Origin of the sequence: Microvirga sp. BSC39 (assembly GCF_000739015.1) — a bacterium.
Lineage (GTDB): Bacteria > Pseudomonadota > Alphaproteobacteria > Rhizobiales > Beijerinckiaceae > Microvirga.
In genome coordinates, this window is sequence record NZ_JPUG01000046.1 from 40,241 (window position 1) to 64,543 (window position 24,303).

The window sequence follows — 24,303 nt, forward strand, 5'->3', positions numbered from 1 at the left end:
CCTGTTCGTCTTCCTTGTCTCTGAAGGAGTGCGTTCGATTTGACCACGCTCAAGGAATTCGAGGATGCCCTGCGCGAGCAGGGAATGCACATGGCCCTCGCCATCCTGCAGAAGCTGCGGGATCGGGACCGGACCAAGCGTTCAGTGACGCCTGCGCGACGCATCGCCGGGCGCAAGATGACACCGGAACTCGCCAGGCACATCCTGGAGCTCCATGCGACGACGGAGATGACCCAGCAGGAGATCGCCTTCCAGCTCGGCGTCAACCAGGGCCGCGTCAACGAGGTGATCAAGCGCGGCAAGTGGCTGGATGACAACCCGGCGGCCCCCGAAGCCATCGCAAGAGACAAGGCGAAGGCGCGGATGGCCAATCCGGATGGGCGCAAGCGCGCTGAGAGGCGCGACATTCGGGCTGCTGCGTCTCCGGACAAGAAGCGCCCGAGCGCGAAGACAGGCCGTCAGGCTCAATTGTTGCTGGGCGATCTCTAGCCCGACCGGAACGCCAAAGGCGGCTTTCCAGAAAAAACCCCGCCCGGTGGGGCAGGGTTGAGTGATCTCCTCGCCTTCGGTTGTCAAGCCGAAAACATAGATATTAGGGCATCCGCGAACAGCAATGTCAATCAAGTTTCAATAAATTATTAAGAGACTTATTTTCAGGATCTATAGATAATATTCTTAATTACAAAGGTGGTACTACTTTTTTGCCATTTGAATACTCGACGTTTGCTCAGGTGTTGCTGGTTTGCCATAGCCTTCCCTTGCGCAAGAGGCGTAAGTTTTGCCCGTGGTTCCTCACACCAAGGGGTTACGGTCATGAGAAAGTGCGTACTTAGCCTCCTGACAGGGGTTGCGAGCGTGACGCTTGCTGCAGCCGCTGCCTCCGCTGCGGACCTCCCGGCCCGCGCAGCACCGCCTCCGGTTCCCTTCGTTGCGGCGGCCCCGATCTTCACTTGGAGCGGTTTCTACGGCGGCGCGAACGCCGGCTGGGGCTGGCGCAGTGATGATGAAGAGACCGTCGTCCTCGGCGGCGCTACCCCGGGGACGCTGGTCTTCCCGGACAATGGAGATGGTGGATTCACCGGCGGCGCCCAGATTGGCTACAACTATCAGATCGGGTCCTTCGTGATCGGCGTCGAGACCGACATCCAGTGGGCGGACACCGATGAGGGCGAGGACGTCAGGTTCTTTCCGGCCGGTGCTCCCGGCACCTTCGTGCCCGGTGAGTTCGACAACAATCTGTCGGATTGGTTCGGCACCGTCCGTGCCCGCGCAGGCGTGGCGTTCGACCGCGTCCTGATCTACGCCACAGGTGGTCTTGCCTATTCGGAGGACACCACCGGGTGGGTTGCAGGCGGTGGCGTGGAGTGGGCTCTGCCCGTGAACTGGTTCGGCTCCTCGGCGGTCACCTTCGGTATCGAGGGCCTGTGGCTCAGCTTCGATGAGGACGATGACGACTTCAATGGCGTGGTCGGAACCTTCACGCCGGCCGGCGGAGGAGCAGCCATTCCGGTCGTCGCTCCTACCGGAGGGGACAATGAGAACGATTTCTTCATCGCCCGGGCCAAGCTGAACTTCAAGTTCGGCACGTTCTGAGGCCGATCTGGCCCATGCCAATCAGGCCCGGGATGTCCCGGGCCTACTCTCGTTCCCTGAACCGGCCAACGGGTAGGAACGGGTGCTGAAGAGGGGAATAGCCGCGACCCGTCCTTGAAGGATCTGTGGTCGCGGCCCCGGCCCGTAGTTGCCCCCACGGGAAGCTCAGCTCTAGACCCGGAAAACGTGACCTCATTGAGGCGTTGTCCCGGCGCGAAAATTTTTCAAAAAAATTTGGAACTAACTTTCGGTGCCTGCGTTATTAGGCATCTCCGGTCATTTTTGCCCCTACGGCCGGACACCTTAGAGCACCCTTCGGGGTGCTCTTTCTTTTTGTGATTCCTCATCTTTTCACGATTTTCCGAATCACTGTCTAGCTTGAGATTATGAACTGCGAGTCAGGCGTTCAAGGCATGTAAGCTTGGCTGTCATTGCATTCACGCAAAGCCGGATTGCCAGGATGAAAGCAAGGCGGCTCAATCGTATCTGCGCTCGTCGGCAATGACCTTCCCGTCGTTCGGGAGACTTCCAGGCGAGGCGAAAGTCACGGTACCCTTCAGCTTCGCGACGCTGAGCAACGTCGCGCCGAGAGCGGCGGCAAGGTCGTCGCTCGGCGTGACCGTTTCCGCCGCCAGGGTCATCACGTCCGTTTCGCCCTCGCGGGTCACGATCAGGCGCAGGCGGCCCAGTTCCGGATGCCTGCGGCCGATCTCCGCCACTTGCTCGGGGCGCACGAACATGCCCTTGACCTTGGTGGCCTGATCGGCCCGGCCCATCCAGCCCTTGATCCGCATGTTCGTGCGCCCGCAGGGGCTGGGTCCCGCCATGATGGCTGTTAGGTCGCCGAGGGCCAGGCGGATGAAGGGGTGGTGCGGGTCGAGAGTGGTGACGACGATCTCGCCGACCTCGCCCTCCGGAACCGGATCGCCGGTGCCTGGCCGGACGATCTCGACGATGATGTCCTCGTTCACCACGAGCCCTTCGCGGGCGGAGGTCTCATGGGCAATGAAGCCGAGATCCGCCGTGGCATAGGCCTGATAGGCCTCGATGCCCTTTGCGGAGAACTCCTCCTGCAGGGATTTTGGAAAGGCCGCCCCCGACACGAGCGCGCGCCTGATGGAGGAGACGTCCCGTCCCGATGCCGCAGCGCCGTCGAGCAGGATCTTGAGAAAGTCCGGCGTGCCGCAATAGGCCACCGGGCGATAGGCTTCGATCAGCTCGAACTGCTGCTCGGTGTTGCCGGGCCCGGCCGGAATGACGGCGCAGCCCAGGGCCCGCGCGCCGGAATCCATGATGAAGCCGCCGGGGGTGAGATGATAGCTGAAGGTGTTGAGCACCACGTCGCCACGCCGGAACCCGGCCGCGAACAGCCCGCGCGCGGAACGCCATGGGTCAGCGACAGCGGGCTCAGGCTCGAATATCGGACCGGGCGAGGTGAAGAGGCGCCCGAACGATCCTGGCGCCTCGCCCACGAAGCCACCGAAGGGAAGGGCGGCCTTCTGCAGGCCCGGCAGTTCGGCCTTGCGCAGCACGGGCAAGGTCGCCAGAGCCCCACGGCTTGTAATAGCGGCAGGATCGATCCCCTGCAGACGCTCGGCATAGGCCGGCGAGTGCATGGCCTGCCTCAGGATCTCCGGCAGCCGCGCGAAGAGCGACGCCTCGCGCTCTGAGGGATCACGGGTTTCGAGAGGATCATAGTGATCTGCCAAGAGCGTATCCCTCGTTCAATTGGATGCTGTTTCGGAGAGATCGTCGGAGCCGTCCGATGATCTCTCCACTCGCGTGTTGGCGCAGACAGAGTATCAGGCGCGGGCCATATGCGCGTTGGCGATCGACGCCTGCAGCGGATCCGGTCCGAACTGATTGGGCCCAACGGTGCCGCGCTGGCAGAAGAACACGATCAGCACGATGGCGCCGACCAATGGGATGAATCCCAGCAGCAGCCACCAGCCCGACTTGTCCGTATCGTGCAGGCGGCGCACGCCCGCAGCAATGCTGGGGATAATGAGAGCCAGCGTGGCGATGAGGTAGAGAACCGGGATGTCGCCGAAGATCACCGAGTCCAGGACGCTCGCGACGATGTTCGTGATCATCAGGAACAGGAAGAAGTACCAGTACTCCGAACGCTGGGCCCGACCCGTGAAGGTGGCGTATTTGTTGAGACCGGTTCTGATTGCTTGTGCGAAGTCCATTGAATGCCCCCAGTAAGGAATGACGCGAGCTGTTCATCGCTCACGGGAACGGACCGTAGGAAAAGCTATGACGTAGCGTCAAGTGCGGTTCGGCACATCCTCGTGTCAGGCCAGCCAGCGCTTGCGCCGCTTGTAGCTTTTCACTGCACGGAACGACTTGCGGTCGCCTTCCGATACACCGAGGTAGAATTCCTTCACGTCCTCGTTCTCGCGCAGCATCTTCGCAGGCCCGTCCATCACCACGCGGCCGGTTTCGAGGATGTAGCCGTAGGTGGCGTATTTGAGCGCCATGTTGGTGTTCTGCTCCGCAAGCAGGAAGGAGACACCCTCCGTTGCGTTGAGCTTGCGCACGATCTCGAAGATCTCCTCCACGATCTGCGGCGCGAGACCCATGGAGGGCTCGTCCAGCAGGATCATCGAGGGCTTGGACATCATGGCCCGGCCGATGGCGCACATCTGCTGCTCGCCGCCGGAGGTGTAGCCCGCCATGGAGGTGCGCCGCTGTTTGAGGCGCGGGAAGTATTCGTAGATCGCCTCGATGTCGCGCCGGATGGCGGCATTGCCGTCCTTGCGCGTGAAGGCGCCGGTGAGCAGGTTCTCCTCGATGGTGAGATGGCCGAAGCAGTGGCGGCCCTCCAGCACCTGGATGCAGCCGCGCCGGACGAGTTCGTTCGGCGAGAGCTTGTCGACGCGCTCGCCCTTGAACTCGATCGAGCCCTTGGTGACCTCGCCGCGCTCGGCATGCAGCAGGTTGGAGATCGCCTTGAGCGTCGTCGTCTTGCCGGCGCCGTTCGCGCCGAGGAGCGCCACGATGCCGCCCTTGGGCACGGTGAGCGAGACGCCCTTCAGCACGAGGATCACGTGGTCGTAGACGACCTCGATGTTGTTGACCGTGAGGACGGTTTGGGCAGGAGCGGGCTGGAGGGCGGCGGTCATGACAATCTCCTGGTCCTCTCCTTAGTCGCAGGAGAGGGCGGGAACGGCTTGAGGCGGGAGAAGGACTGCCGAAGATCGAACGTTTCCCGCTCCCGCCCCAAGTTGGCACCTGGGAAACCCTCTCCCGCAAAGCGGGAGAGGGGCTGTGGCCTTAGCTCTGGTTGTCGCAACGCTCGGATCGCTTGGGCCAGCCGGGGTTCTTGTCGGCGTAGTCCTTTGCTGCGGCGTCGAGCTGGGCGCGGACCTGCTCGGTCATCGGCTTGATGGGCTCGGAAATCTTCACCCACTTTGAGCCGTCCCATTCCTGCATGAAGGCCGCACTGTGGCTGTTGTGGTCCGTGCAGGTGAGGGTCATCGGGTCCGTGAAGCCCTCAAGCCCCAGCTCCTTGAGACGGACCGGATCGAGCTTGATGTTCTCCATGCCGCGGCGCACGTCCTCGCCGGTCACGACCTTCTTGCCGGTGACCTTTTGGGCCTGGGCGATGCCTTCGGCGATCAGCAGCGAGTTGTAGATGCCGCGATTGTAGAGGAGCTCGCCGACCTTGTCCTTCGGCGCCTTGGAGAGGCCCTTGTCGACCACGTGCTTCTGGATGTCCTTCAGGGCAGGGAGATCCGCGCCCACGGCATGCCAATTCAGCATCTTGAAGCCCTTGGCGCCTGCACCGCCCGCACGGGCATCGTCCTCACCCGGCCACCAGACAGAATAGAACTTGTCCATCGGATAGCCCGAGCGGACCGCTTCCTTCACGGCTGCGCCGTTCATGGCGCCCCAGCCCCACATGACCATGTAGTCGGGACGGTCGCGGCGCACGCTCAGCCACTGCGAGGACTGGTTCTGCATGTCCTGGGCAGCAACAGGGTAGAGTGCCACCTCGAAGCCGTACTGCTTGGCGAGTTCCTGCAGCAGCGGGATTGGCTCCTTGCCGAAGGCGGCGTCCAGATGCAGGAAGCCGAGCTTCTTGCCCTTCAGCTTCTCGAGCCCGCCTTCCTTTTCGCCGATGTATTTCACGATCATCGACATGCCGTCCCAGTAGGTGGCCGGCGGGTTGAAGATCCACGGGAAGATGTCGCCGCGGGCCGAGGCCGAGAGGCCGTAGGCCATGGACAGGATCGGGATCTTGTCCACGGAGGCGCGCGGGATCAGCGGCAGGGTGATGCCGGTGGACCACGGGTTCACGATGACCGGGTTCTTGCCCTTCACGGACTCGTAGCATTCGACACCTTTCTTTGTGTCGTAGCCGGTCTCGCATTCTTCGAGCACGAGCTTCACGCCGCCGATGCCGCCGTCACGCTCGTTCAGCATCTGCAGGTAGTCATGCATGCCGTCGGCGATGGGAATGCCGGATCCGGCGAAGGCGCCGGTGCGGTAGGTGAAGAGGGGAACATAGACCGAGTCCTGTGCGAAGGCCGGCAGCGCGGTGCCGGCGAGCAGGGTCGCGGCGACTAATCCAAGACCAAATTTGCGAAACGACATTTTTGCGTTTCCTCCCGTTGTATCGGCTGAAAGGCCGAGTTCTTGTTCCGTCTTGTTCGTCTCCTTGCAGCCCACCGTCAGTAGGGGAACGGCCAGACCAGGAGCTTCTGTTTGCCGATCTGCCAGAGCCGCGCGAGGCCGTGCGGTTCGACGATCAGGAAGAAGATGATGAGAGCGCCCACGATCATGAAGCGCAGATGCTCGATCACATCCGCGCCCACCGAGATGCCGAAGGGCGACATCATCGCCGGCAGCACGATGCCGAGCACGATCGGCAGGATGAAGATGAGCGCCGCGCCGAAGAACGAGCCGATGAGGCTGCCCAGGCCGCCGATGATCACCATGAACAGGATGAAGAACGACTGGTTGATGTTGAACACGTCGTATTCGGCGCCGCCATACCAGAGGAACACGAGGAGCGCGCCGGCAACGCCGCAATAGTAGGACGACACGGCAAAGGCCAGGAGCTTCGTTTGCAGGGGGCGGATGCCCATGAGTTCCGCCGCGAGATCCATGTCGCGGATGGCGATCCACATGCGTCCGATGCGGCCGTGCACGAGGTTCGAGGCAAGCCAGGTGAGCACGATGACGATGGTCAGCACCACGAGATAGCGCGTCTGCGGCGTGGCGGTCGCTCCGACGATGGGAATGCCGAACAGGGTGCGCAGGGGCGCCTCGAGGGCGCCCGAGACGTTGTAGTTCACCAGCCACGGAATGCGGATGAAGCACCATTGCAGGAAGAACTGCGCGGCGAGCGTCGCGACCGCCAGATAGAAGCCCTTGATGCGCAAGGAAGGCAGGCCGAACAGAGCCCCGATGGCGGCGGAGAAAAAGCCGGACACGAAGATCCAGACGATGACGTTCACCCCCGGAAAGGCCGTCATCAGCTTGTAGCAGGCATAGGCGCCCACGCCCATGAAGGCGCCGGTGCCGAGCGACAGCAGGCCCGTATAGCCCGTGAGGATGTTGAGCCCGATGGACGCGAGCGAGAACACCAGGAACGGGATCAGCACCGCCTGGAGGAGGAAGTCGCTTCCCATGAAAGCCAGCGCGTAGGCGGCCACGATGATGAGACCGAGCCCGAGCCTGTCTTGGCGCAGGGGAAAGATCGCGCTGTCCGCGACGTAGTTGGTCTTGAACTGGCCGGCCTCACGGTAGAGCACTGAATGATCCCTCTCAAATCCGTTCGATGATCTTCTCGCCGAACAGCCCCTGCGGCCTGTAGAGCAGGAAGAGCAGGGCGATCACGTAGGCGAGCCACGTCTCGATGCCGCCGCCCACGAGCGGGCCCCAGTAGAACTCGCCGATCTTCTCGCCCACGCCGATGATGAGCCCGCCGATGATGGCACCGGGGATGGACGTGAAGCCGCCGAGGATGAGGACCGGCAGGGCCTTCAAGGCGATGATCTGGAGCGAGAAGGACACGCCGGAGCGCGCGCCCCACATGATGCCCGCCACCAGCGCCACGATGCCGGCGGCAAACCACACGATGACCCAGATCTGGTTGAGCGAGATGCCGACCGAAAGCGCCGCCTTGTGGCTGTCCGCTACCGCGCGCAGCGCCCGGCCGATGCGGGTCTTGGAGAAGAACACCGCCAGCAGGCCGATCATGATCGAGGCGATGATGGCCGCCGCGATGTCGAGGTGCTGGAAGCGCACCATCCCGCCCAGCATGTCCACCTCCGAGGTTCCCTGGGGCAGGAACAGCGCGTCGGTGATCATTTCCTTCGGATTGCCGCCGAAGATGAGCTCGCCGAAGCCGATGAGGAAATAGGTGAGCCCGAAGGTCGCCATGAACAGGATGATGTCGGGCTGGTTGACGAGTGGCCGCAGCACCACCCGCTCCACCACGACCGCGAGAACGAGCATCACGAGCACTGCGAGGATCAGGGCCAGAAAGGCCGGAACGCCTCTCTCGTAGAGCCCCACGAGGGTCAGGGCCGCGAACACGACCATGATCCCTTGCGCGAAGTTGAACACGCCCGAGGCTTTGAAGATGAGCACGAAGCCCAGCGCGATCAGCGCATAGAGCACGCCGGAGACGAGCCCCTCCCAGAGGGTCTGGATCAGAAGATCCGGCGCCTCGCCCATGAACACGAAGGGCTCGATGAAAACCTTATAGAGAATGTCCATCGCCCGTCCTCAATGCGCCACGCCGAGATAGGCATCGATCACGCGCTGATCGCCCTTGACCTCCTGCGGCGTTCCGTCGGCGATCTTGCGCCCGTATTCCAGCACCACGACCCGGTCGGAGAGGTCCATCACCACGCCCATGTCGTGCTCGATGAGCGCGATGGTGGTGCCGTATTGCTGGTTCACTTCGAGAATGAAGCGCGACATGTCCTCCTTCTCCTCGAGATTCATGCCGGCCATGGGCTCGTCGAGGAGCAGAAGCTCCGGCTCCATGGAGAGCGCGCGCCCGAGCTCGACCCGCTTCTGCAGGCCATAGGGAAGGCGTCCCACGGGCGTCTTGCGGATGTGCTGGATCTCGAGGAAGTCGATGATCTCCTCCACGAAGCGGCGATGCTCCACCTCTTCCTTCATGGCCGGGCCATGGCGGAAGAGCTGCCAGAAGAAGTTCGACCGCATCTTGATCGACCGGCCGGCCATGATGTTGTCGAGCGTCGACATGCTCTTGAAGAGGGCCACGTTCTGGAAGGTGCGGGCGATGCCGCCGCGCGCCGCCTCGTAGGGCCGCATCTTGGGGCGCTTCACGCCCTTGAAGGTGATGCGTCCCTCGGTCGGGTAGTAGAAGCCGTTGATGCAGTTGAGCATCGATGTCTTGCCGGCGCCGTTGGGTCCGATTATGGCGCGGATCTCGCTCTTGCGGATGTCGAAGGACACGTCGGTGAGCGCCTTCACGCCGCCGAAGCCCAGGGAGACGTTATCAACGGCGAGCAGCACGTCGCCCTTGGCGAAGACCGGATTGTCGGGCGCTCTCATTCTGCGGCCTCCGGAAGGGGCGTGGAGTGTTCGGCCGGATAGAGCGTCATGTCCTTGATCTTGACGCGTGCGGAGATGACGCCCTTGCGACCGTCCTCGAAGGTGACTTCCGTCGAGATGTCGGCCTCGGCGGAGCCGTCGTAGAGTGCCTGGATAAGGGGGGCGTAACGGTCGGCGATGAAGCCGCGGCGCACCTTCTGCGTGCGCGTGAGTTCGCCGTCGTCGGCATCGAGCTCCTTGTGCAGGATCAGGAAGCGCTTGATCTGTGCGCCTCCCATCCGCGGCTCGGAGGCGAGAGAGCGATTCACCTCGTCCACGTGCTTCTCGATCATGTCGTACACACGCGGATGGCCGGCGAGCTCCTGATAGGACGCGTAGGTGACGCCGTTCCGCTCGGCCCAGTTGCTCACCGCCACGAGGTCGATGTTGATGAAGGCGGCAACATAATCCCGGCCGTCGCCGAAGCAGACCGCTTCCTTGATATTGGGATAGAACTTCAGCTTGTTCTCGACGTATTTCGGCGGGAAGAGCGCGCCGTCGCGCATCTTGCCCACGTCCTTGGCGCGGTCGATGATCTTGAGGTGGCCGTTCTGGTCGAAGAAGCCGGCATCGCCCGAATGCACGAAGCCGTCGGGTGTCTTCGTCTCGGCGGTCTTCTCGTCGTCCTTGTAGTAGCCCACGAAGATGCCGGGCGAGCGGTAGAGCACCTCGCCGTTGTCGGCGATGCGGATCTCCACCTGGGGGGCAGGGCGACCCACCGTGTCGGCGCGGATTTCGCCGTCGGGCTGCATGGTGATGTAGACGCTCGCTTCCGTCTGCCCGTAGAGCTGCTTCAGGTTCACCCCGATGGAGCGATAGAAGCGGAAGATCTCGGGCCCGATGGCTTCGCCCGCCGTGTAGCCCACCTTCACGCGCGTCATGCCGAAGCGGTTGCGCAGCGGCGCATAGACGAGCACGTTGCCGAGCTTCCAGAGCAGGCGGTCCCAGGCGCCGACGCCCGGCTCCCGGTTCAGGATCCTCTCGCCGACCTTGTTGGCGTGGTTGATGAAGTAGTGGAACATGCGCCGCTTCAAGGCGCTCGCATCCTCGATGCGCACCATGGTGAGCGTCAGCATGCTCTCGAAGATGCGCGGGGGGGCGAAGACGTAAGTGGCGCCGATCTCGCGGCGGTCGTCCGCCACCGTCTCAGGGCTTTCGGGGCAGTTCACGCAGAGCCCGGCGAGAAACGCCTGCGCATAGGAGAAGATGTGGTCGCCCACCCAGGCGATCGGCAGATAGGCCATGATCTCGTCGCTCTCGTCGAGCTTGTCGAAATCACAGCCGATCTCGGCCGCCGCGATCACCGCGTCCGAGGTGAGCATCACCCCCTTGGGGCGGCCCGTGGTTCCGGAGGTGTAGAGAATGATGGCGAGATCCGCGCCTTTGCCATCCTGCAGGGCGCGCTCGACGGCTTCCGCCTCCTGGGCATCCTTGAGCCGCGCACGGCCTTCCTCCACGACGGATTCGATGGAGTGGAGGTGGCCGTGATCGTAATCCCTCAGGCCCTTCTGCTCGTCATAGAGCACATGCTGAAGCTGGGGCAGTTGCTCCGACACGGAGAGAAGCTTGTCGACCTGCTCCTGGTCCTGCACGGCTGCGTGAGTGACCTCCGCATGAGCCAGCACATAGGCCATCTCGTCCGCGACGGAATCGGCATAGACCGGGATCGGGATCGCGCCGATCCATTGGGCGGCGGCGATGCTCCAGTAGAGATAGGGGCGATTATAGCCGATGATGGCGATCTTGCCGCCACGCTTCAGCCCGAGGGCCTGCAGCCCGCTGGCGTAGGCGCGCACGATCTCGTGCACCTCGGCCCATGTCCAGGATTGCCAGATGCCCAGGTCCTTGTGCCGAAACGCCGTGCGGTTCGGGCGCATGCGCGCATTGCGCACGAGCAGTTTTGGGAATGTGTCCGCGCGCGCATCTGCTGCTGCCGTCAAAGACGTCAACCTCCCTGGCACCCGCGCGTCTCATGGCGCGGTATGGCTACGTTCCCTCTTGATGCATGGCCGTGCCGACGCATGCACCTGCCGGTCTTGTTGCCGGCTGCCCATTTTGGGCGTCGTTAGGGAAGCATTCTGTCGCGCCAGTCCGGGGAGGGCAAGGTGCCGTCACCCGCTACCATGGGCTAATACGCCGCCGGAGATCGATCTCCGGCGGGCCGAGTGACCCATCGGGGATTCGGACGCTCTTTCTACGGGACGGCTGTGAGAGCCGCCGGCTCGATCTCGTCGGATCTGACGAGGCGCTCGATCCCCACCGTGTTCTTGACCCGGTAAACCGCGTGTCCGCCCGTCTTCGACACAAGGCAGACGATGCAATAGGTGCGGTGATCCGCATAGCCCGCGGCGGGCCTGCTGATGCGGACAAGCTGTCCGATATGGAATGCCTCTCTCATGGGCGCCTCCACGATCCTCGACGCAAGGACAGGAGCTTGGGTCCCGGCGGGAGCGCCATGCGCTCTCCGGAATGGAGCTGCCAAGCTTGATTGTCCGCTTGCTTCCTTCCACGCTTTCGCCGGATCAAGAACCACGGCTGCGGCAAAAGGATGACGATTTCCTCGTCGAGGCCCTGCCGCGGCATGATGCCGTCCCTGTTCCGGACATGACGTAGGTCAGGAGAGTGCGAAGAGCTTGTGAGCGCAAGAGCGTGGGATAAGGCCGAGGCGCACGTTCAGCGTCGCCGCCTCGGGGGAGTTTCAGACTATAAAAACAGGCGTCGGCTTACTGCGCAGGCGGTCCGGCCGGGCGGCTCGGAGCGGCGGGATTGGCGGGCGTCGTCGTGGCCGGCTGGTTGTTATTGTCCGTGCTTCCGGTCTGGTCCGGACCATCGTCGCCGCAGGCGGACAGCGCGAGGAGGGCGGCCAGGGGCAGGATCAGTTTCAGGCGCATGGTGGTCTCCTTGTTGGGTTCTGTTCAACTCCCACCCCTTCAGGAGGTTCACCCGTCAGCTCGGTTCGACCGGCATGGTCACCGTGAAACGTGCCCCTGAGGGGGAGTTCGCGCTCGGTTCCACCTGAGCCTGCAGCTGTCGGGCAATGTTCACGATCAGGCGTGATCCAAGGCTCCGACGATGCTTTGAGAATTCGAAATCGGCCGGGAGGCCGACGCCCTGATCCGCCACCTCCAGCCGAAGCTCCCCGCCGCTCGCCGAGAGACGCACCTCGACAGGTCCGCCGCCCCCTTCAGGATAGGCGTATTTGAATGCATTGGTGACGATCTCGTTGAGCAACAAGCCTAGCGAAATCGCCCGATCGGTCGTGATCATGACCGTATGGCCATGAAACTCAAGCCGGTGTTCCATGGCTGTTTCCTGCAGCTTGTGACAGAGGTCGTTGAGGAAGCCGCACAGGTCGACGCTCTGCGCGTCGTATTGCCGCCAGAGCCGATCATGGATCTGCGCGATGGTCTGCACCCGCGCATAGGCATCCTCCAGGGCCTGCCGCGCCTCGGGGTTGGTGGTCGAGCGGGATTGAAGCCCGAGCAGGCTCGCCACCAGGGCCAGGGAGTTCTTGACCCGGTGGCTGACCTCCTGGGTCATCAGCTGGTTTCGTTCCTCCGCCTCCCGCTGCTCGGTCACATCGGTGTTGGTGCCGAACCAGCGCAGGATCCGGCCGGCGCTGTCGCGGATCGGCAGGGCACGGGAGAGGAACCAGCGGTAGGAACCATCCTGACCGCGGAGCGGAAAGGTATCCTCCCACGGCTCGCCCGTCTCGAAGGAGCGGCGGATGCGCTCCACCACCCGCTCCACGTGGTCGGGGTGATGCAGGGAGCGCCAGCCCCACCCCTTGATCTCTTCGAAACCCAGGCCCGTGTAGTCGAAAATGCGCTGGTTGTACCAATAGATCGAGCCGGAAGCGTCGGCCATCCAGGCGAGCTGCGGGATGGAGTTGGCCAGGGTGCGAAAGCTCTCCTCGCTCTCCTGCACCGCCTGCTCGACCCTGACGCGCTCCATGGCGACGCCCAGGATATTGGCCACACCCTGCAGGAACGCGAGGTCGGCCTGGGTGAACTTGCTCTCCTGCGGACTGTCGACTTCAAGCACGCCGAAGGACCAGTCGCGTCCGCGGATCGGCGCGTTGATGGCGCGACGGACGCCGTGCTCGATCATGACCTGAGAGGCGCGGAACCGGTCCTCGCCCTCGGCAGCGGCGGCTCCGAGATGGCTGGACAGGACGGCTTCACCGGTGCGGAACGCATAGCCGGCTGCCGAGCCCAGGTCGGCCCCGGCGCGCGCATGCCCGACCACGCCGGGCCGCCATCCGACGCCGGCCCGCAGCAGGAACTCGTCGTCATCCAGGCGGTATTCGAGCACTTTCGCCAGCTCGCTTCCCAATCCGGCAGCACTGACCCTGCAGGCCTCCTGCAGAAGGGCATCGAGGTCCGTTGCCTGCAGGGCGAAGAGGCCGAAGCCCGCCAGAACCTCCTGCTGCCGGAGCCGGTATGCCAATTCCTCGGATCGGTTCGACATGGGGAGGAGTTCGGCTCCTCTGAACGGTGATGGGCTGCTGCTCACAAGCCGGACTCATGACATGATGTGAAAACGCTAACCTGTCGAAACGTGCATTTGCGAAGCTCTGTTCCCCAGGCTCGTCCTCAGGCACATGGCTGCCCCTCGTCCGGCAGCCGGAACAGCCGCCGACATGGCGAATTGACTCGATCTAAAGCCCTTGTCCTGCAACCGAGGAGACCGGGATGTTGAATGGCTTGCGTGTTCTCGTGGTCGAAGACGATCCTGCCATTGCAACCGACATCAGCGACCTGATCGAGCGGGCCGAGGGGGAGGTGATCGGTCCCGTCGGGTCGCTGCGAGAGGCGAGGCAGACCGTCAAGGCCGACCAGGCCATCGATGCGGCGGTGCTCGATGTCAACCTGAGCGATGGGGACGTGACGCCTGTGCTGGAATCCCTGCGTGCCCGGAAGGTCGGCGTCGTGGTCTATACCGGCAGCGCAGGGCTGCCCTCGGGCGTGGGCGACCGCCATCCCGACATCGTCGTGCTTCAGAAGCCCGTGCAGCCCGGCCGTCTCGTGGGTGAAATTCAGCGCGCCTGCCGCAGCGTGAGCGTTTGAGGGATCACACCGTCAGCGGGTCGCGATGGTGTGGAAGAAGCTCCCCGTCACGAGACCCCTGCGATGGCCGGCGGTGCCGAGGTCGCTGCCCTCTGCGTCCGCAATTTTAGCGAAAGCCGTTTCCGCCGACCTGTCGCGTTGCGTGACGGAGGCATAGTGGAACTCATGGCCGACAAGGCGCGCGCCGGCTTGTCCAAGCACGCCGTCGTGGAGGAGATCCGCGACCCGGTAGCCGAGATGCATCTTGCGCTTGGCGTAGCTTGTCTCGACCGGCAGGAGGCCCGCCATGGCGTGGGCATGGCCTTCACCATCCTCAACGGACATGCCTAAGACCATGTAGCCGCCGCATTCCCCGTGAACCGGCCGGCTCTCTGCAAAGCTCCGCAGGCCTTCGAGAAAGCGACTGGCGTCTGCAATGCGCGCAGCGTGAAGCTCCGGATATCCCCCCGGCAGCCAGCAGACGTCGCAATCCGAAGGCGGAGCCTCGTCGGCGAGCGGCGAGAAGGTGACGATCTCCGCACCCGCCTTGCGCCAGCCGGCGAGTACATGCGGGTAGACGAAGGAGAAGGCCTGGTCCGACGCCAGCGCGACCCGCTGGCCCGGCGGGGGCAGGGGGATCACGTCATCAGGGCTGGCGAGCTGCGTCGGGCGGGCCAAGGCCATGAGCCGGTTGAGATCGACGGCGTCCTCCACCGCGTCCGCCAGGCGCTCCAGTCGCGCGTCGAGCTCCTCCGTCTCGCCTGCCTGGACAAGACCGAGGTGGCGCTCCGGCAGGGCCAAGTCCGCGTTGCGTACGAGTGCGCCGAGAACGGGCAGGCCGATGCGGGCCATTCCGTCCTCCACCAGCCTGCGGTGCCGGTCGCTCGCGACCTTGTTCAGCACCACGCCGACCACATTGATGCGCGGATCGAAGCGGGCGCAGCCGAGTGCTACGGCGGCGGCCGATTGCGCGTGTCCCGACACATCCAGCACAAGAATCACCGGCCAGCCGAACAGGGCCGCAATGTCGGCGCTCGCGCCCGTGCGGCCGATCTCGTGGCGGATGCCGTCGAAGAGACCCATGGAGCCTTCGGCTATCACGAGGTCTGCATTGCCGGCAGCCTGCGATGCGATCGAGCCGAGCAGGGGCGCGCTCATGGCGAAGCTGTCGAGATTGAAGCTCGGGGTGCCGGTGGCGGCTGCGTGAAACGCCGGGTCGATGTAATCGGGGCCGCATTTCACGCCGCGCACGTTGAGGCCGCGTCGCGTCAGCGCCCGCTGAAGGCCGAGCACGATGGTCGTCTTGCCCGATCCCGAACGGGGTGCAGCGACGAGCAGGCCCGGGCCGAGGCTCACTGGGCCGCCTCGCTGCCGAATTCGAGCAGGTGATTGGCGATGGCCGAGCGGAAGGCCGCGATGGCCCCGATGGCCACGATGGCGGGCGAGCGGATGAGCCCGTCCACGGCGAGCTTCGGCAGGGTCGCGAGCGTTCCCTCGACCACGCTTTCCTTGGCCGTCGTCGCGCCATGGACCACGAGCGCCGGCGTGTCGCTGGCAAGCCCGCCCTCCATGAGGCCCTGCACGATGGAGGGCAGGTTCGACACCGCCATGTAGAGCACGATCGGCGCGCCGGTGCGGGCCAGCGACGCCCATTCGATCTCCGCATCCGGGGCAGGGTGCCCGGTGGCCAGGATCACCGCGTGGTTCGTCTTGCGCATGGTCGCCGGCACGCCATGCATGGCCAGCGAAGCAAGCCCGCTCGACACGCCCGGAATGATGCGGAAGGGAATGCCCGCCTCGGACAGCGCGAGCGCTTCCTCGCCCCCGCGCCCGAAGATGAAGGGGTCGCCGCCCTTGAGCCGCAGCACCCGCTTGCCCTCGCGGGCGAGCTGGATCAGCCGTTCGCAGATGTCCCGCTGAACCGCCGAGGGCTTGCCGCCGCGCTTGCCGGCGAATTCCAGGGCAGCCCCCTCGCGGGCAAAGGACAGGACGGCGGGATCGACGAGGGCGTCGTAGACGATGACATCCGCCTTCGCGAGGGCGTTCAGGGCATGGATCGTGAGCAGGCCGGGATCGCCAGGACCTGCGCCGACGAGCCAGACCGTGCCGGGCGCGAAAGGCGGCGTGAGGCGGGAGAGGGCGGTCATGCAGACCTCCGGAACCAACCGGCGGCAATGTGGCTGTTGGAATTCATGGGGACGTTGTAAGAGGGCTTATGGACGAGAGCAAACCCGCCGGAACCTTGCGCCGTGGCTGGACCACGGGCGCCTGCGCCACGGCGGCGGCCAAGGCGGCGTATCTGGGATGGCAGACGGGCGATTGCCCCGATCCCGTCGAGATCGTCTTGCCGGGCGGCGCAAGGCCCGCCTTTTCCCTCGCCCTCGCCGAGACGATCGAAAGCGGCATGCGCGTCGGTATCGTGAAGGATGCGGGCGACGATCCGGACGTGACCCATGGCGCCCTGGTGATCGCAACCGTCCGGGCCGGCGAGCCGGGTTCCGGCGTGACCTTCCGGGCCGGCGAGGGCGTCGGCACCGTCACCCGCGCGGGCCTTCCCCTGCCGCCGGGTGAGCCCGCCATCAACCCGGTGCCGCGCCAGATGATCCGCGACAACCTGGACGAGGCGGCGCGAAGCATCGGTGGGCCGACGGACATCGCGGTGGAGATCTCCATTCCCGGCGGCGAGGCCATTGCCCAGAAGACCCTCAACCCGCGCCTCGGCATTCTGGGCGGCCTGTCGATCCTCGGCACCACCGGCGTGGTGGTGCCCTATTCCTGCGCGGCGTGGATTCACAGCATCTATCGCGGCATCGATGTCGCCCGCGCCGGTGGGCTCGACCATGTGGCGGGGGCCACGGGCTCGACCTCCGAGAAGGCCGTGCAGGCGCTCTACAACCTGCCGGACCATGCGCTCATCGATATGGGCGATTTCGCCGGCGGCATGCTGAAATACCTGCGCCGCAACCCGGTTCCGAAGGTCACCATCGCGGGCGGTTTCGCCAAGATGACCAAGCTCGGTCAGGGCCTGCTCGACCTGCATTCGCGCTCCGGCGCGGTCGATCTCGCATGGTTGTCCGAACGCCTGCTCGAAGCCGGTGCCGAGCCCGTCGTCGCGGAGCAGGCGCGTGGCGCCAACACGGCGCTCGAAGTGCTGGAGAGGGCCAAGCGCCTCAGCCTTCCGCTGGCCGAAATGGTGGCGCAACATGCATGGCAGACGGCTTCCAAGGCCCTGCGCGGTGCCGAGATTGCGCTTGAGATCATCGTGTTCGATCGTAACGGCCACCTCGTGGGCCGCGTGCCGTTCCATCCGGTGGCCTGAAACCGCGCGTCTCATCGGCCGTCCTCACGAGCGCTGGGCCGGAAGCGCCGGTCGTAATCCGTCGAATAGAGCGCGCTGTCGCGGAAATCCTTTGCCTCCAGCGTGCGCCCCACCAGGATCAGCGCCGTGCGTTCCAGCTTCTCGGCGCGCGCCATGGCGGCAATCGTGGACAGGGTGCCCTTGATCAGGCGCTCATCCGGCCAGGACGCGCGCCACACGACGGCCACGGGACAATCTGCGCCGTAAGCGGGCATAAGCTCTTCGACCACCTGCTCGATCACATGGATCGACAGGTGAATGGCGAGCGTCGCCTTCGTCTGCGCAAAGGTCGAAAGCCGTTCCGTCTCCGGCATGGCGGAGGCCCGGCCCGATGTTCGCGTGAGCACCACCGACTGCCCGACCTCCGGCACGGTCAACTCGCGTCCGAGCGCTGCCGCGGCTGCCGCGAAGGCAGGCACGCCGGGTGTGATCGTGTAAGGGATGCCAAGCGCATCGAGCCGCCGCAGCTGCTCGCTCAGGGCGCTCCAGATCGAGAGGTCGCCGGAATGGAGCCGCGCCACGTCCTCAGCCTTCTCGTGCGCCCGCACGTATTCGGCCGTGATGGCATCGAGATCGAGGGGAGCCGTGTCCACGAGCCGCACGCCGGGCGGGCACCAGGACAGGATCTCCGGCGGCACGATGGAGCCGGCGTAGAGGCAGACCGGGCAGCGCTCGACGAGGGCGCGTCCGCGCACGGTGATGAGATCAGGAGCTCCGGGGCCTGCCCCGATGAAGTGGACGGTCATGACCCTGTCTCTGAACGCGCGAGGGCACAGGTGGCGGAGGCCGAAGTTATGCGCTCCAGGACGAGTTGCGGTTGCGGCCCGGCCGCCGCGAGGGCCGAAGCTTCTGCGACCGATCCCACACCATGCGCCGCGATGGAGCGGGCCGATTGCGTGCGCACATGCGGCGCTGTCGCAAGAAGAACAGTTTGCGCAACAGGTATCGCCGCAACGTCGAGCTGGCGGGCGGCTTCCGTAAAAGCAGGCAGGGCGGCCAGCGCCTCGATCGTTGCAAGTTTGTTCAGATCGTTACGTGAAAGCGCCGCACGCTCCAGCGCCTGCTTCACGAGGGCCACGATCTCGTCGGCTTCGACGCTTTGCCTGAATCCTATTCCGGCCACGATCATGGCTTCGTCACCACCCATTGCGTGACCGGCATCGCGGCCCGCCAGCCGTGCATGCCGCCGACGGGCTCCAGACGCGAGAGCGCCAGGCGGCGCATGGTGCCGCCATGTTTCGCGTAGAGCATGCCGAGCAGGGTCTCGGTCTCCAGCGTTACGGCGTTGACGACGAGGCGTCCGCCGGGTTTCAGCACCGTCCATGCAGCATCGAACACACCCGGTTCCGACGCGCCGCCGCCGATGAAGACCGCATCCGGCGCCGGCAGGTCGGCCAGGGCCTCGGGCGCCTGCCCGATGCGGATGTCGAGCGCTGTCGCGCCGAGTTCCTGTGCGTTGCGCCGCGCCCGCTCGGCGCGTTCCGGCCGCTCCTCGATGCCGATGCAGCGGTTGCGCGGATGGCGCAGGCACCATTCGATGCCAACGGATCCCGCACCCAGGCCGACATCCCACAACAGCTCACCGGCCTTCGGAGCCAGGGCCGCGAGCGTCAGCGCGCGCATCTCCGCCTTGGTGAGCTGGCCGTCATTCTCGAACCAGGAATCGGTGAGACCGGGCGTGAGGGGAACGACACGGGCACCCTGCGGTGCCACGACCTCGACCGCGATCGTGTTGAGCGGGTCGATCCCGGCCATGTCGAACCGGGCCGCATCCGCCGTGCGGATGCGTTCGCGCGGACCTCCCATGGCTTCGAGCACCGTGATCGTCGAGGCGCACATGCCGCGTGCCTTCAGCAGCTCCGCGAGCTTGCCCGGTGTCGAACCATCCCAGGACAGAGCGAGGATACGAGCGCCCGGCTGCAGGGAGGGAATGATCCGCTCCAGCGCGCGCCCGTGCAGGCTCACGCAGTCGCAATCCGGCAGTGACCACCCCAGACGCGCGGCCGCGAGACTGAAGGCGGAGGGCTGCGGATGGCAGACGATCTCGTCCGCCGGAACAAGACGAGCGAGTTCCGCCCCGACGCCGTAATGAAACGGATCGCCTGTCGCCAAGACACAGGTCGGCTGCCCCCGGCGGGCGAGCACCATTGGGTAGCCCTCAGTAAAGGGCGAAGGCCAGACTTGCGTCAGCGCCGACAGGGGCGCTGCAAGCTCAAGATGGCGCGCGCCGCCGATGACGAACTCCGCCCGGTCGAGAGCGGCCAACGCAGCAGGGGAGAGCCCGGCGCGCCCGTCCTCGCCGATGCCGATGATGGTGAGCCAGGGAGCCTTCGTCATGCTCGACTCCGTCTCAGATTTCGGGGAAAAGGGGCGCATGCGCATTCTCATTCTGGGCGGCACGACGGAAGCCTCGGCACTGGCGAGGTGTCTGGCCGGCCGATCCGAGTTCAGCCCTGTTCTGTCCATGGCCGGGCGCACCAGCGACCCGCGCCCCCTGCCGATCCCGACCCGCATTGGCGGATTCGGCGGCGTGGAGGGGCTTGCGGGTTTCCTGGCGAAGGAACGGATCGAGGCGGTGATCGACGCCACCCATCCCTTCGCCGCCTTGATGTCGCGCAACGCAGCCGAGGCGTGTGGACGGATGCACGTTCCGCTGCTCGCCCTGCGCCGCCCGCCGTGGACCCCGCAGGAGGGTGATCGATGGATCGAGGTCAGCGCGATGGAAGACGCTGTCCGGGCGTTGGGCGAGGAGCCGCGTCGCGTGTTTCTCACGGTCGGGCGTCTCGAGCTGCCGCCCTTCGCGGCGGCGCCGCAGCACACCTATCTGGTGCGCACCATCGAGCCCATCGGCAAGGCGCTGCCGGTGCCGAACGTCATTGCCATTCAGGACCGCGCGCCCTTCGATGAGGCGGCCGAGCGGGTGCTGATGGAGCGGGAGCGCGTCGAGATCGTCGTGACGAAGAACTCGGGCGGGGCTGCCACCTATCCGAAGGTCGCCGCGGCTCGCGCGCTCGGGCTGCCCGTCATCGTCGTGAGGCGGCCGGAAAAGCCGCGCGGCGTCGAGGAGGTTGCGAGCGCGGACGCCGCCCTGGAATGGCTGGAGCGCCGTCACGGCCGCACTCCGTAGAAGCGCGGTGTGTAGACGTAAGGCGCCTCGCCATTGGGCCGCTCGACGAGCTTGGTGGTGCTGGCGCCGATGATCACGACGGTGGACATGTCGGCCATGGACGCCTCCACCTGCGAAAGCGGCAGAATCCCGATCCGCTCGTCCGGCCGCATGACGGCCCGCGCGAGAATGATCGGCGTGTCGGGCCCGCGCGATTCCGCGACGATCTCGAACGCCGCACCGAGCTGCCAGGGCCGGGCTGACGATATGGGATTGTAGAGCGCCACCACGAAGTCGGCGCCGAGCGCCGCGCGAAGCCGCGCCTCGACCACCTCCCACGGCTTCAAATTGTCGGAGAGCGACATGGCGCAGAAATCGCCGCCGAGCGGCGCACCCACGCGGGCAGCGGCGGCGAGCATCGCCGTGATGCCGGGCTCTACGCGGATGTCGAGGCTGCGCCACGCCGGATCGCCGTTCTCCACCGCCTCGAACACAGCTGCCGCCATGGCGAATACGCCGGGGTCCCCGCCGGATACCACGGCCACACGGGCTCCCTTCGCGGCGAGATCGAGCGCGAAGCGCGCACGATCGAGCTCGACGCGGTTGTCCGAGGCATGGCGATGCTGGCCGGGCCGCTCCGGCACGCGGTCCACATAGGGCCCATAACCGACGAGATCGGTGGCGGAGGCGAGCGCCTCCGACGCAGCCGGCGTCAGGTATTGCGGTTCGCCGGGACCGAGGCCCACGATGGTGACGAGGCCCGTCATACGCGCCTCCCTTGCCCCGGCACGATGATGAGCGAGAAATAGGGGGCGTCGAAATCCTCAGGCAGTTCGGGCAGCGCGATGATCTTCTCTTCCGCCATGGTGGCGCGCTCCACATAGATCGCGCGCTCCAGAAGCCCGGCGGATTTGAGGGCTGCACGAACCTTCGGCAGGTTGCGACCGAGCTTCATCACCACGGCGGCATCGGTGCCCGAAAGGCGCCGCATCAACTCGGATTCCGGCAGCGTTCCCGGCACGACGGTGAGAACGTCGTCGCCCCAGGTAATCGGCGCGCCGGCGCGGGTCCAGGCGCCGGACATGCCGGAGACGGCGGGCACGACTTCGGTCGGCACCTTGTCCTTAAGCCGCCACCAGAGATGCATGAAGGAGCCGTAGAAGAAGGGATCGCCCTCACACAGCACGGCGACGGTGCGGCCGGCCTCGATTTCGGCCAGCAACCGCGCGGCCGCTTCCTCGTAGAACGGGTTGAGGGCAGCGGCGTAATCCGGGTGGTCGGCGGGGATTTCGGTGGTCACCGGATAGACGAGGGCGATCTCTCGGTCCGGGTTCTGGCCGACGATGGCATCCGCGATCGTGCGCGCGTTGCCGCGCCGTCCGCGCTTGCAGAAATGGACGAGCCTGTCGGTGCTCTCCAGGATCCTACGGGCGCGCACCGTCATGTAATCCGGATTGCCGGGACCGAGGCCTAAGCCGAAGAAGCGGATGGTGTCGTTGGCCATATCCACCTCACTCCACCGGGTTCGCAAGAGCGTTGACGGCCGCTGCCGCCATGGCGCTGCCGCCGCGCCGTCCGTGAACCACGAGGTACGGCACGCGCCCGTCACGGGCCAGCGCCTCCTTGGATTCAGCCGCGCCGATGAACCCGACCGGTATGCCGATCACCGCGGCGGGCTTCGGCGCGCCGGCATCGAGCATCTCGAGCAGATGAAAGAGTGCGGTGGGCGCATTGCCGAACACCACGAGCGCACCTTCCAGCCGCTCGCGCCACAGCTCCATGGCGGCGGCCGAGCGGGTGTTGCCGAGTTCCGTGGCAAGTGTCGGGACGCGCGGATCGTCCAGGGTGCAGATCACCTCGTTGTTCGCCGGCAGCCGCGCCCGGGTAATGCCGTTCGCCACCATCTTGGCGTCGCACAGGATCGGCGCGCCGTTCTTGAGAGCGGCTTCGGCCGCTTCCGCAAAATCGGGAGAGAGATCGATATCGCCCGGCAGGTCCGTCATGCCGCAGGCATGGATCATGCGCACGGCGACGCGCTCGGCGGTGCCGGAAAAGCGTGACAGGTCCGCCTCGGCACGAATGATCGCGAAGGAGCGACGATAGATTTCTGCGCCCTCGCGGATGTAGTCGCGGGGGGCGCTCATGGCCGACCCTCCGAGAAGGCGCCGCGCAGGTCGTCCAAGGTGTTCGAAGGCGATAAACGGGACATGAGTTCTTCGAGAGAAAGATGGAGGGAGGCCGCGTCGCGGGTCGAGCCGTTCGGCACGATGTCGTAGCGGCCACCGTGGCGGCCCACCAGGGTGAGATCCGCCCTGCCGGGATGGGCGCAGCCTTTCGTGCAACCCGAGACATGAAGCGTTGCGCCCTGGCGAAGCAGATCCCCGCAGGACTCCGCAAGACGCAGGGCGTCGGCAGGAGCGGGTGTCAGTGCACTGCCGCAATCCGGCCTGCCGGGGCAGGCGGACAGGGACAGGCGCACATCGTTTGGAACGGTGATGAAACCGGCACGGCTCGCCTCGTCGATCAGTGCAGAGACGTGCTCGTCTGCGATCATCGGCAACAGGATGCCGCGCGTGAAGGACAGGCGGATTTCGCCGCTGCCGAAGCGCTCGCTCCAGGCCGCTGCCTCGACCAGTTGCTCGGTGCGACAGCGGCCGAAGGGCAGCGCGAGGAGAACGGCCTGCCCGTTTCCGTGAGACATGACACCCGCACGTGGAGGTGCCGACCGCCGGGCCGGTACTGCGGCCGGATGGAGGTCTGCGCGTGCGATCAGCTCTCGCAGCAAACCGGGCTCGAGATCGCGCAGACGCCGCGCCTCGCTCGCACCCTCTCGCCTCAGATTTGCGAAGCCCGAGAGGATCGTGTGAACGGCATCCGGCGTGCGGGAGAGGGGCGATGCGCCGACCCAATGCAGATTGTCGGAAGAGGACATGCCAAATGCGATGGCGTCGTGACCAAGGGCCACCAGATGAAGATCGGCTCCCACAGCATCGAGGGGCATCGCCCCGCCGCCATCGACGGCGACAAAGACCTTGGGCGGAAGGCCCTCGATAGAGGCCGCCGCATTCTCGATGTGCTGGGCCAGGGTGAGGGTGTCGCACCGGTCGCGTGGATCGAGACCGGCGAGGGGGGACAGCACCGTGAGACGGTTCGGGCCCTCACCCTCAGGCTCGACCAGGCCTTCGCGATCAAGCTGCGCGAGCAGGGCGGGGTAGGTGTCCTCGCCGACGCCGCGGATCTGCAGATTGCCACGGGCTGTGATGTCGAGATGGCCGTTGCCATGCTGGCGCGCCGCCTGCGCAACGAGGCGCGCCAGATCCGCGGACAGCCTGCCGCCGAACGGATGCAGGCGCACGAGCAGCCCATCGCCGGTTGCCATCGGGCGGCGCACGCCCGGGCACCAGCCCCGGCGCGCGATGTGGTCTTGCGCGCTCACTCGGCGGCCTCCTTCCGATCATCCTCGAAGAAGGCTGCAACGGAATTGAGGCGGCTCTCCCACAAACCACGCCGGCGCGCATCGGCCAGGCGCTCGCGGATCGCCTGCGCGGCGGCCGGGTTGGCGCCGACGATCTGCTGCCAGGTCGGCTCGTCTGCCATCAAGGCTGTGAACAAGA

At 65.6% G+C, this 24,303-nt stretch carries 26 protein-coding genes; 5 read left to right on the plus strand and 21 right to left on the minus strand.

The features are described from left to right. Nucleotides 1-39 precede the first annotated feature (39 nt). Together MA07_RS05710 and MA07_RS05715 are read left to right on the plus strand one after the other, a co-directional pair. Complete coding sequence (locus MA07_RS05710; RefSeq protein ID WP_036347930.1) at nucleotides 40-489, plus strand: sigma factor-like helix-turn-helix DNA-binding protein; 450 nt, start codon at nucleotides 40-42, stop codon at nucleotides 487-489. A gap of 366 nt (nucleotides 490-855) precedes the next feature. After that, a complete protein-coding gene (locus tag MA07_RS05715; protein WP_052002874.1) occupies nucleotides 856-1,593 on the plus strand; it encodes a porin family protein in 738 nt (245 codons plus the stop codon). Between the two features lie 476 nt (nucleotides 1,594-2,069). Here MA07_RS05715 and MA07_RS05720 read toward each other — a convergent pair whose 3' ends face one another. The 11 genes from MA07_RS05720 to MA07_RS05765 all read right to left on the minus strand — a co-directional run bounded on the left by MA07_RS05720 (nucleotide 2,070) and on the right by MA07_RS05765 (nucleotide 13,647). Next, nucleotides 2,070-3,302 (minus strand): AMP-binding protein, encoded by a 1,233-nt coding sequence (locus MA07_RS05720; protein WP_036347932.1) that lies wholly within the window; start codon nucleotides 3,300-3,302, stop codon nucleotides 2,070-2,072. A 93-nt stretch (nucleotides 3,303-3,395) separates the two neighbouring features. Beyond that, nucleotides 3,396-3,785 (minus strand): DUF805 domain-containing protein, encoded by a 390-nt coding sequence (locus MA07_RS05725; protein WP_036347933.1) that lies wholly within the window; start codon nucleotides 3,783-3,785, stop codon nucleotides 3,396-3,398. Between the two features lie 105 nt (nucleotides 3,786-3,890). Then, nucleotides 3,891-4,721, minus strand: a complete 831-nt coding sequence (locus tag MA07_RS05730; RefSeq protein WP_036347934.1) for an ABC transporter ATP-binding protein — start codon at nucleotides 4,719-4,721, stop codon at nucleotides 3,891-3,893. Nucleotides 4,722-4,872: 151 nt separating this feature from the next. Continuing rightward, nucleotides 4,873-6,195, minus strand: coding sequence for an ABC transporter substrate-binding protein (locus tag MA07_RS05735; RefSeq protein WP_036347935.1), 1,323 nt, complete (start codon nucleotides 6,193-6,195; stop codon nucleotides 4,873-4,875). A 77-nt stretch (nucleotides 6,196-6,272) separates the two neighbouring features. Next, nucleotides 6,273-7,358 (minus strand): branched-chain amino acid ABC transporter permease, encoded by a 1,086-nt coding sequence (locus MA07_RS05740; protein ID WP_036347936.1) that lies wholly within the window; start codon nucleotides 7,356-7,358, stop codon nucleotides 6,273-6,275. A gap of 13 nt (nucleotides 7,359-7,371) precedes the next feature. Next, the gene (locus tag MA07_RS05745) at nucleotides 7,372-8,328 is read right to left on the minus strand and encodes a branched-chain amino acid ABC transporter permease (RefSeq protein ID WP_200879326.1); all 957 of its coding nucleotides are present in this window, start codon (nucleotides 8,326-8,328) and stop codon (nucleotides 7,372-7,374) included. Nucleotides 8,329-8,337: 9 nt separating this feature from the next. After that, nucleotides 8,338-9,138, minus strand: a complete 801-nt coding sequence (locus MA07_RS05750; protein WP_036347937.1) for an ABC transporter ATP-binding protein — start codon at nucleotides 9,136-9,138, stop codon at nucleotides 8,338-8,340. Then, on the minus strand, nucleotides 9,135-11,054 hold the full coding sequence (locus MA07_RS05755) for an AMP-binding protein (protein WP_052002879.1): 1,920 nt from the start codon (nucleotides 11,052-11,054) through the stop codon (nucleotides 9,135-9,137). Before MA07_RS05755 ends, MA07_RS05750 begins: the two co-directional genes overlap by 4 nt. A 317-nt stretch (nucleotides 11,055-11,371) precedes the next feature. Then, nucleotides 11,372-11,575 (minus strand): hypothetical protein, encoded by a 204-nt coding sequence (locus tag MA07_RS05760; protein ID WP_036347939.1) that lies wholly within the window; start codon nucleotides 11,573-11,575, stop codon nucleotides 11,372-11,374. Nucleotides 11,576-11,900: 325 nt separating this feature from the next. Next, nucleotides 11,901-12,068 (minus strand): hypothetical protein, encoded by a 168-nt coding sequence (locus tag MA07_RS30005; protein WP_160195393.1) that lies wholly within the window; start codon nucleotides 12,066-12,068, stop codon nucleotides 11,901-11,903. A gap of 55 nt (nucleotides 12,069-12,123) precedes the next feature. After that, nucleotides 12,124-13,647, minus strand: coding sequence for a histidine kinase dimerization/phosphoacceptor domain -containing protein (locus MA07_RS05765; RefSeq protein ID WP_052002875.1), 1,524 nt, complete (start codon nucleotides 13,645-13,647; stop codon nucleotides 12,124-12,126). Between the two features lie 224 nt (nucleotides 13,648-13,871). Between MA07_RS05765 and MA07_RS05770 the strand changes: the two genes are divergently transcribed. Beyond that, nucleotides 13,872-14,246 (plus strand): response regulator, encoded by a 375-nt coding sequence (locus tag MA07_RS05770; protein WP_052002876.1) that lies wholly within the window; start codon nucleotides 13,872-13,874, stop codon nucleotides 14,244-14,246. A gap of 12 nt (nucleotides 14,247-14,258) precedes the next feature. Here MA07_RS05770 and MA07_RS05775 read toward each other — a convergent pair whose 3' ends face one another. Together MA07_RS05775 and cobA are read right to left on the minus strand one after the other, a co-directional pair. After that, nucleotides 14,259-15,581 carry a cobyrinate a,c-diamide synthase gene (locus MA07_RS05775; RefSeq protein WP_036347940.1) on the minus strand — a complete coding sequence of 441 codons (1,323 nt, stop codon included), beginning with the start codon at nucleotides 15,579-15,581 and terminating at the stop codon, nucleotides 14,259-14,261. After that, entirely contained in the window at nucleotides 15,578-16,372 is a 795-nt protein-coding gene (gene cobA, locus MA07_RS05780) for a uroporphyrinogen-III C-methyltransferase (protein WP_036347941.1), read from the minus strand. Before cobA ends, MA07_RS05775 begins: the two co-directional genes overlap by 4 nt. A 68-nt stretch (nucleotides 16,373-16,440) precedes the next feature. Here cobA and MA07_RS05785 point away from each other — a divergent pair, with 68 nt between their 5' ends. Beyond that, on the plus strand, nucleotides 16,441-17,544 hold the full coding sequence (locus MA07_RS05785; protein ID WP_036347942.1) for a cobalt-precorrin-5B (C(1))-methyltransferase: 1,104 nt from the start codon (nucleotides 16,441-16,443) through the stop codon (nucleotides 17,542-17,544). A gap of 11 nt (nucleotides 17,545-17,555) precedes the next feature. Here the strand turns inward: MA07_RS05785 and cobM are convergent, their stop codons facing one another. The 3 genes from cobM to MA07_RS05800 are packed head-to-tail and all read right to left on the minus strand — an operon-like array spanning nucleotide 17,556 to nucleotide 19,920. After that, nucleotides 17,556-18,329 (minus strand): precorrin-4 C(11)-methyltransferase, encoded by a 774-nt coding sequence (gene cobM, locus MA07_RS05790; RefSeq protein ID WP_036347943.1) that lies wholly within the window; start codon nucleotides 18,327-18,329, stop codon nucleotides 17,556-17,558. Beyond that, nucleotides 18,326-18,730, minus strand: coding sequence for a cobalamin biosynthesis protein (locus MA07_RS05795; RefSeq protein ID WP_036347944.1), 405 nt, complete (start codon nucleotides 18,728-18,730; stop codon nucleotides 18,326-18,328). Before MA07_RS05795 ends, cobM begins: the two co-directional genes overlap by 4 nt. After that, nucleotides 18,709-19,920 carry a bifunctional cobalt-precorrin-7 (C(5))-methyltransferase/cobalt-precorrin-6B (C(15))-methyltransferase gene (locus tag MA07_RS05800; RefSeq protein ID WP_036347945.1) on the minus strand — a complete coding sequence of 404 codons (1,212 nt, stop codon included), beginning with the start codon at nucleotides 19,918-19,920 and terminating at the stop codon, nucleotides 18,709-18,711. Before MA07_RS05800 ends, MA07_RS05795 begins: the two co-directional genes overlap by 22 nt. Before the next feature lie 37 nt (nucleotides 19,921-19,957). Between MA07_RS05800 and MA07_RS05805 the strand changes: the two genes are divergently transcribed. Continuing rightward, nucleotides 19,958-20,710 (plus strand): cobalt-precorrin-6A reductase, encoded by a 753-nt coding sequence (locus MA07_RS05805; RefSeq protein ID WP_036347961.1) that lies wholly within the window; start codon nucleotides 19,958-19,960, stop codon nucleotides 20,708-20,710. Here MA07_RS05805 and cobJ read toward each other — a convergent pair. From cobJ to MA07_RS30010, 5 genes are all read right to left on the minus strand, one after another. Continuing rightward, the gene (gene cobJ, locus MA07_RS05810) at nucleotides 20,692-21,456 is read right to left on the minus strand and encodes a precorrin-3B C(17)-methyltransferase (RefSeq protein ID WP_036347946.1); all 765 of its coding nucleotides are present in this window, start codon (nucleotides 21,454-21,456) and stop codon (nucleotides 20,692-20,694) included. The genes MA07_RS05805 and cobJ overlap by 19 nt on opposite strands. Further along, nucleotides 21,453-22,193 (minus strand): precorrin-2 C(20)-methyltransferase, encoded by a 741-nt coding sequence (locus tag MA07_RS05815; RefSeq protein WP_036347947.1) that lies wholly within the window; start codon nucleotides 22,191-22,193, stop codon nucleotides 21,453-21,455. Before MA07_RS05815 ends, cobJ begins: the two co-directional genes overlap by 4 nt. 7 nt (nucleotides 22,194-22,200) lie before the next feature. Continuing rightward, on the minus strand, nucleotides 22,201-22,833 hold the full coding sequence (locus MA07_RS05820; protein ID WP_036347948.1) for a precorrin-8X methylmutase: 633 nt from the start codon (nucleotides 22,831-22,833) through the stop codon (nucleotides 22,201-22,203). Further along, nucleotides 22,830-24,125, minus strand: coding sequence for a precorrin-3B synthase (cobG, locus tag MA07_RS05825; RefSeq protein ID WP_036347949.1), 1,296 nt, complete (start codon nucleotides 24,123-24,125; stop codon nucleotides 22,830-22,832). The genes MA07_RS05820 and cobG overlap by 4 nt, the downstream gene beginning before the upstream one ends. After that, the coding region (locus MA07_RS30010; RefSeq protein WP_160195394.1) for a cobaltochelatase subunit CobN at nucleotides 24,122-24,303 on the minus strand (182 nt) is incomplete at its 5' end. The genes MA07_RS30010 and cobG, both read right to left, overlap by 4 nt.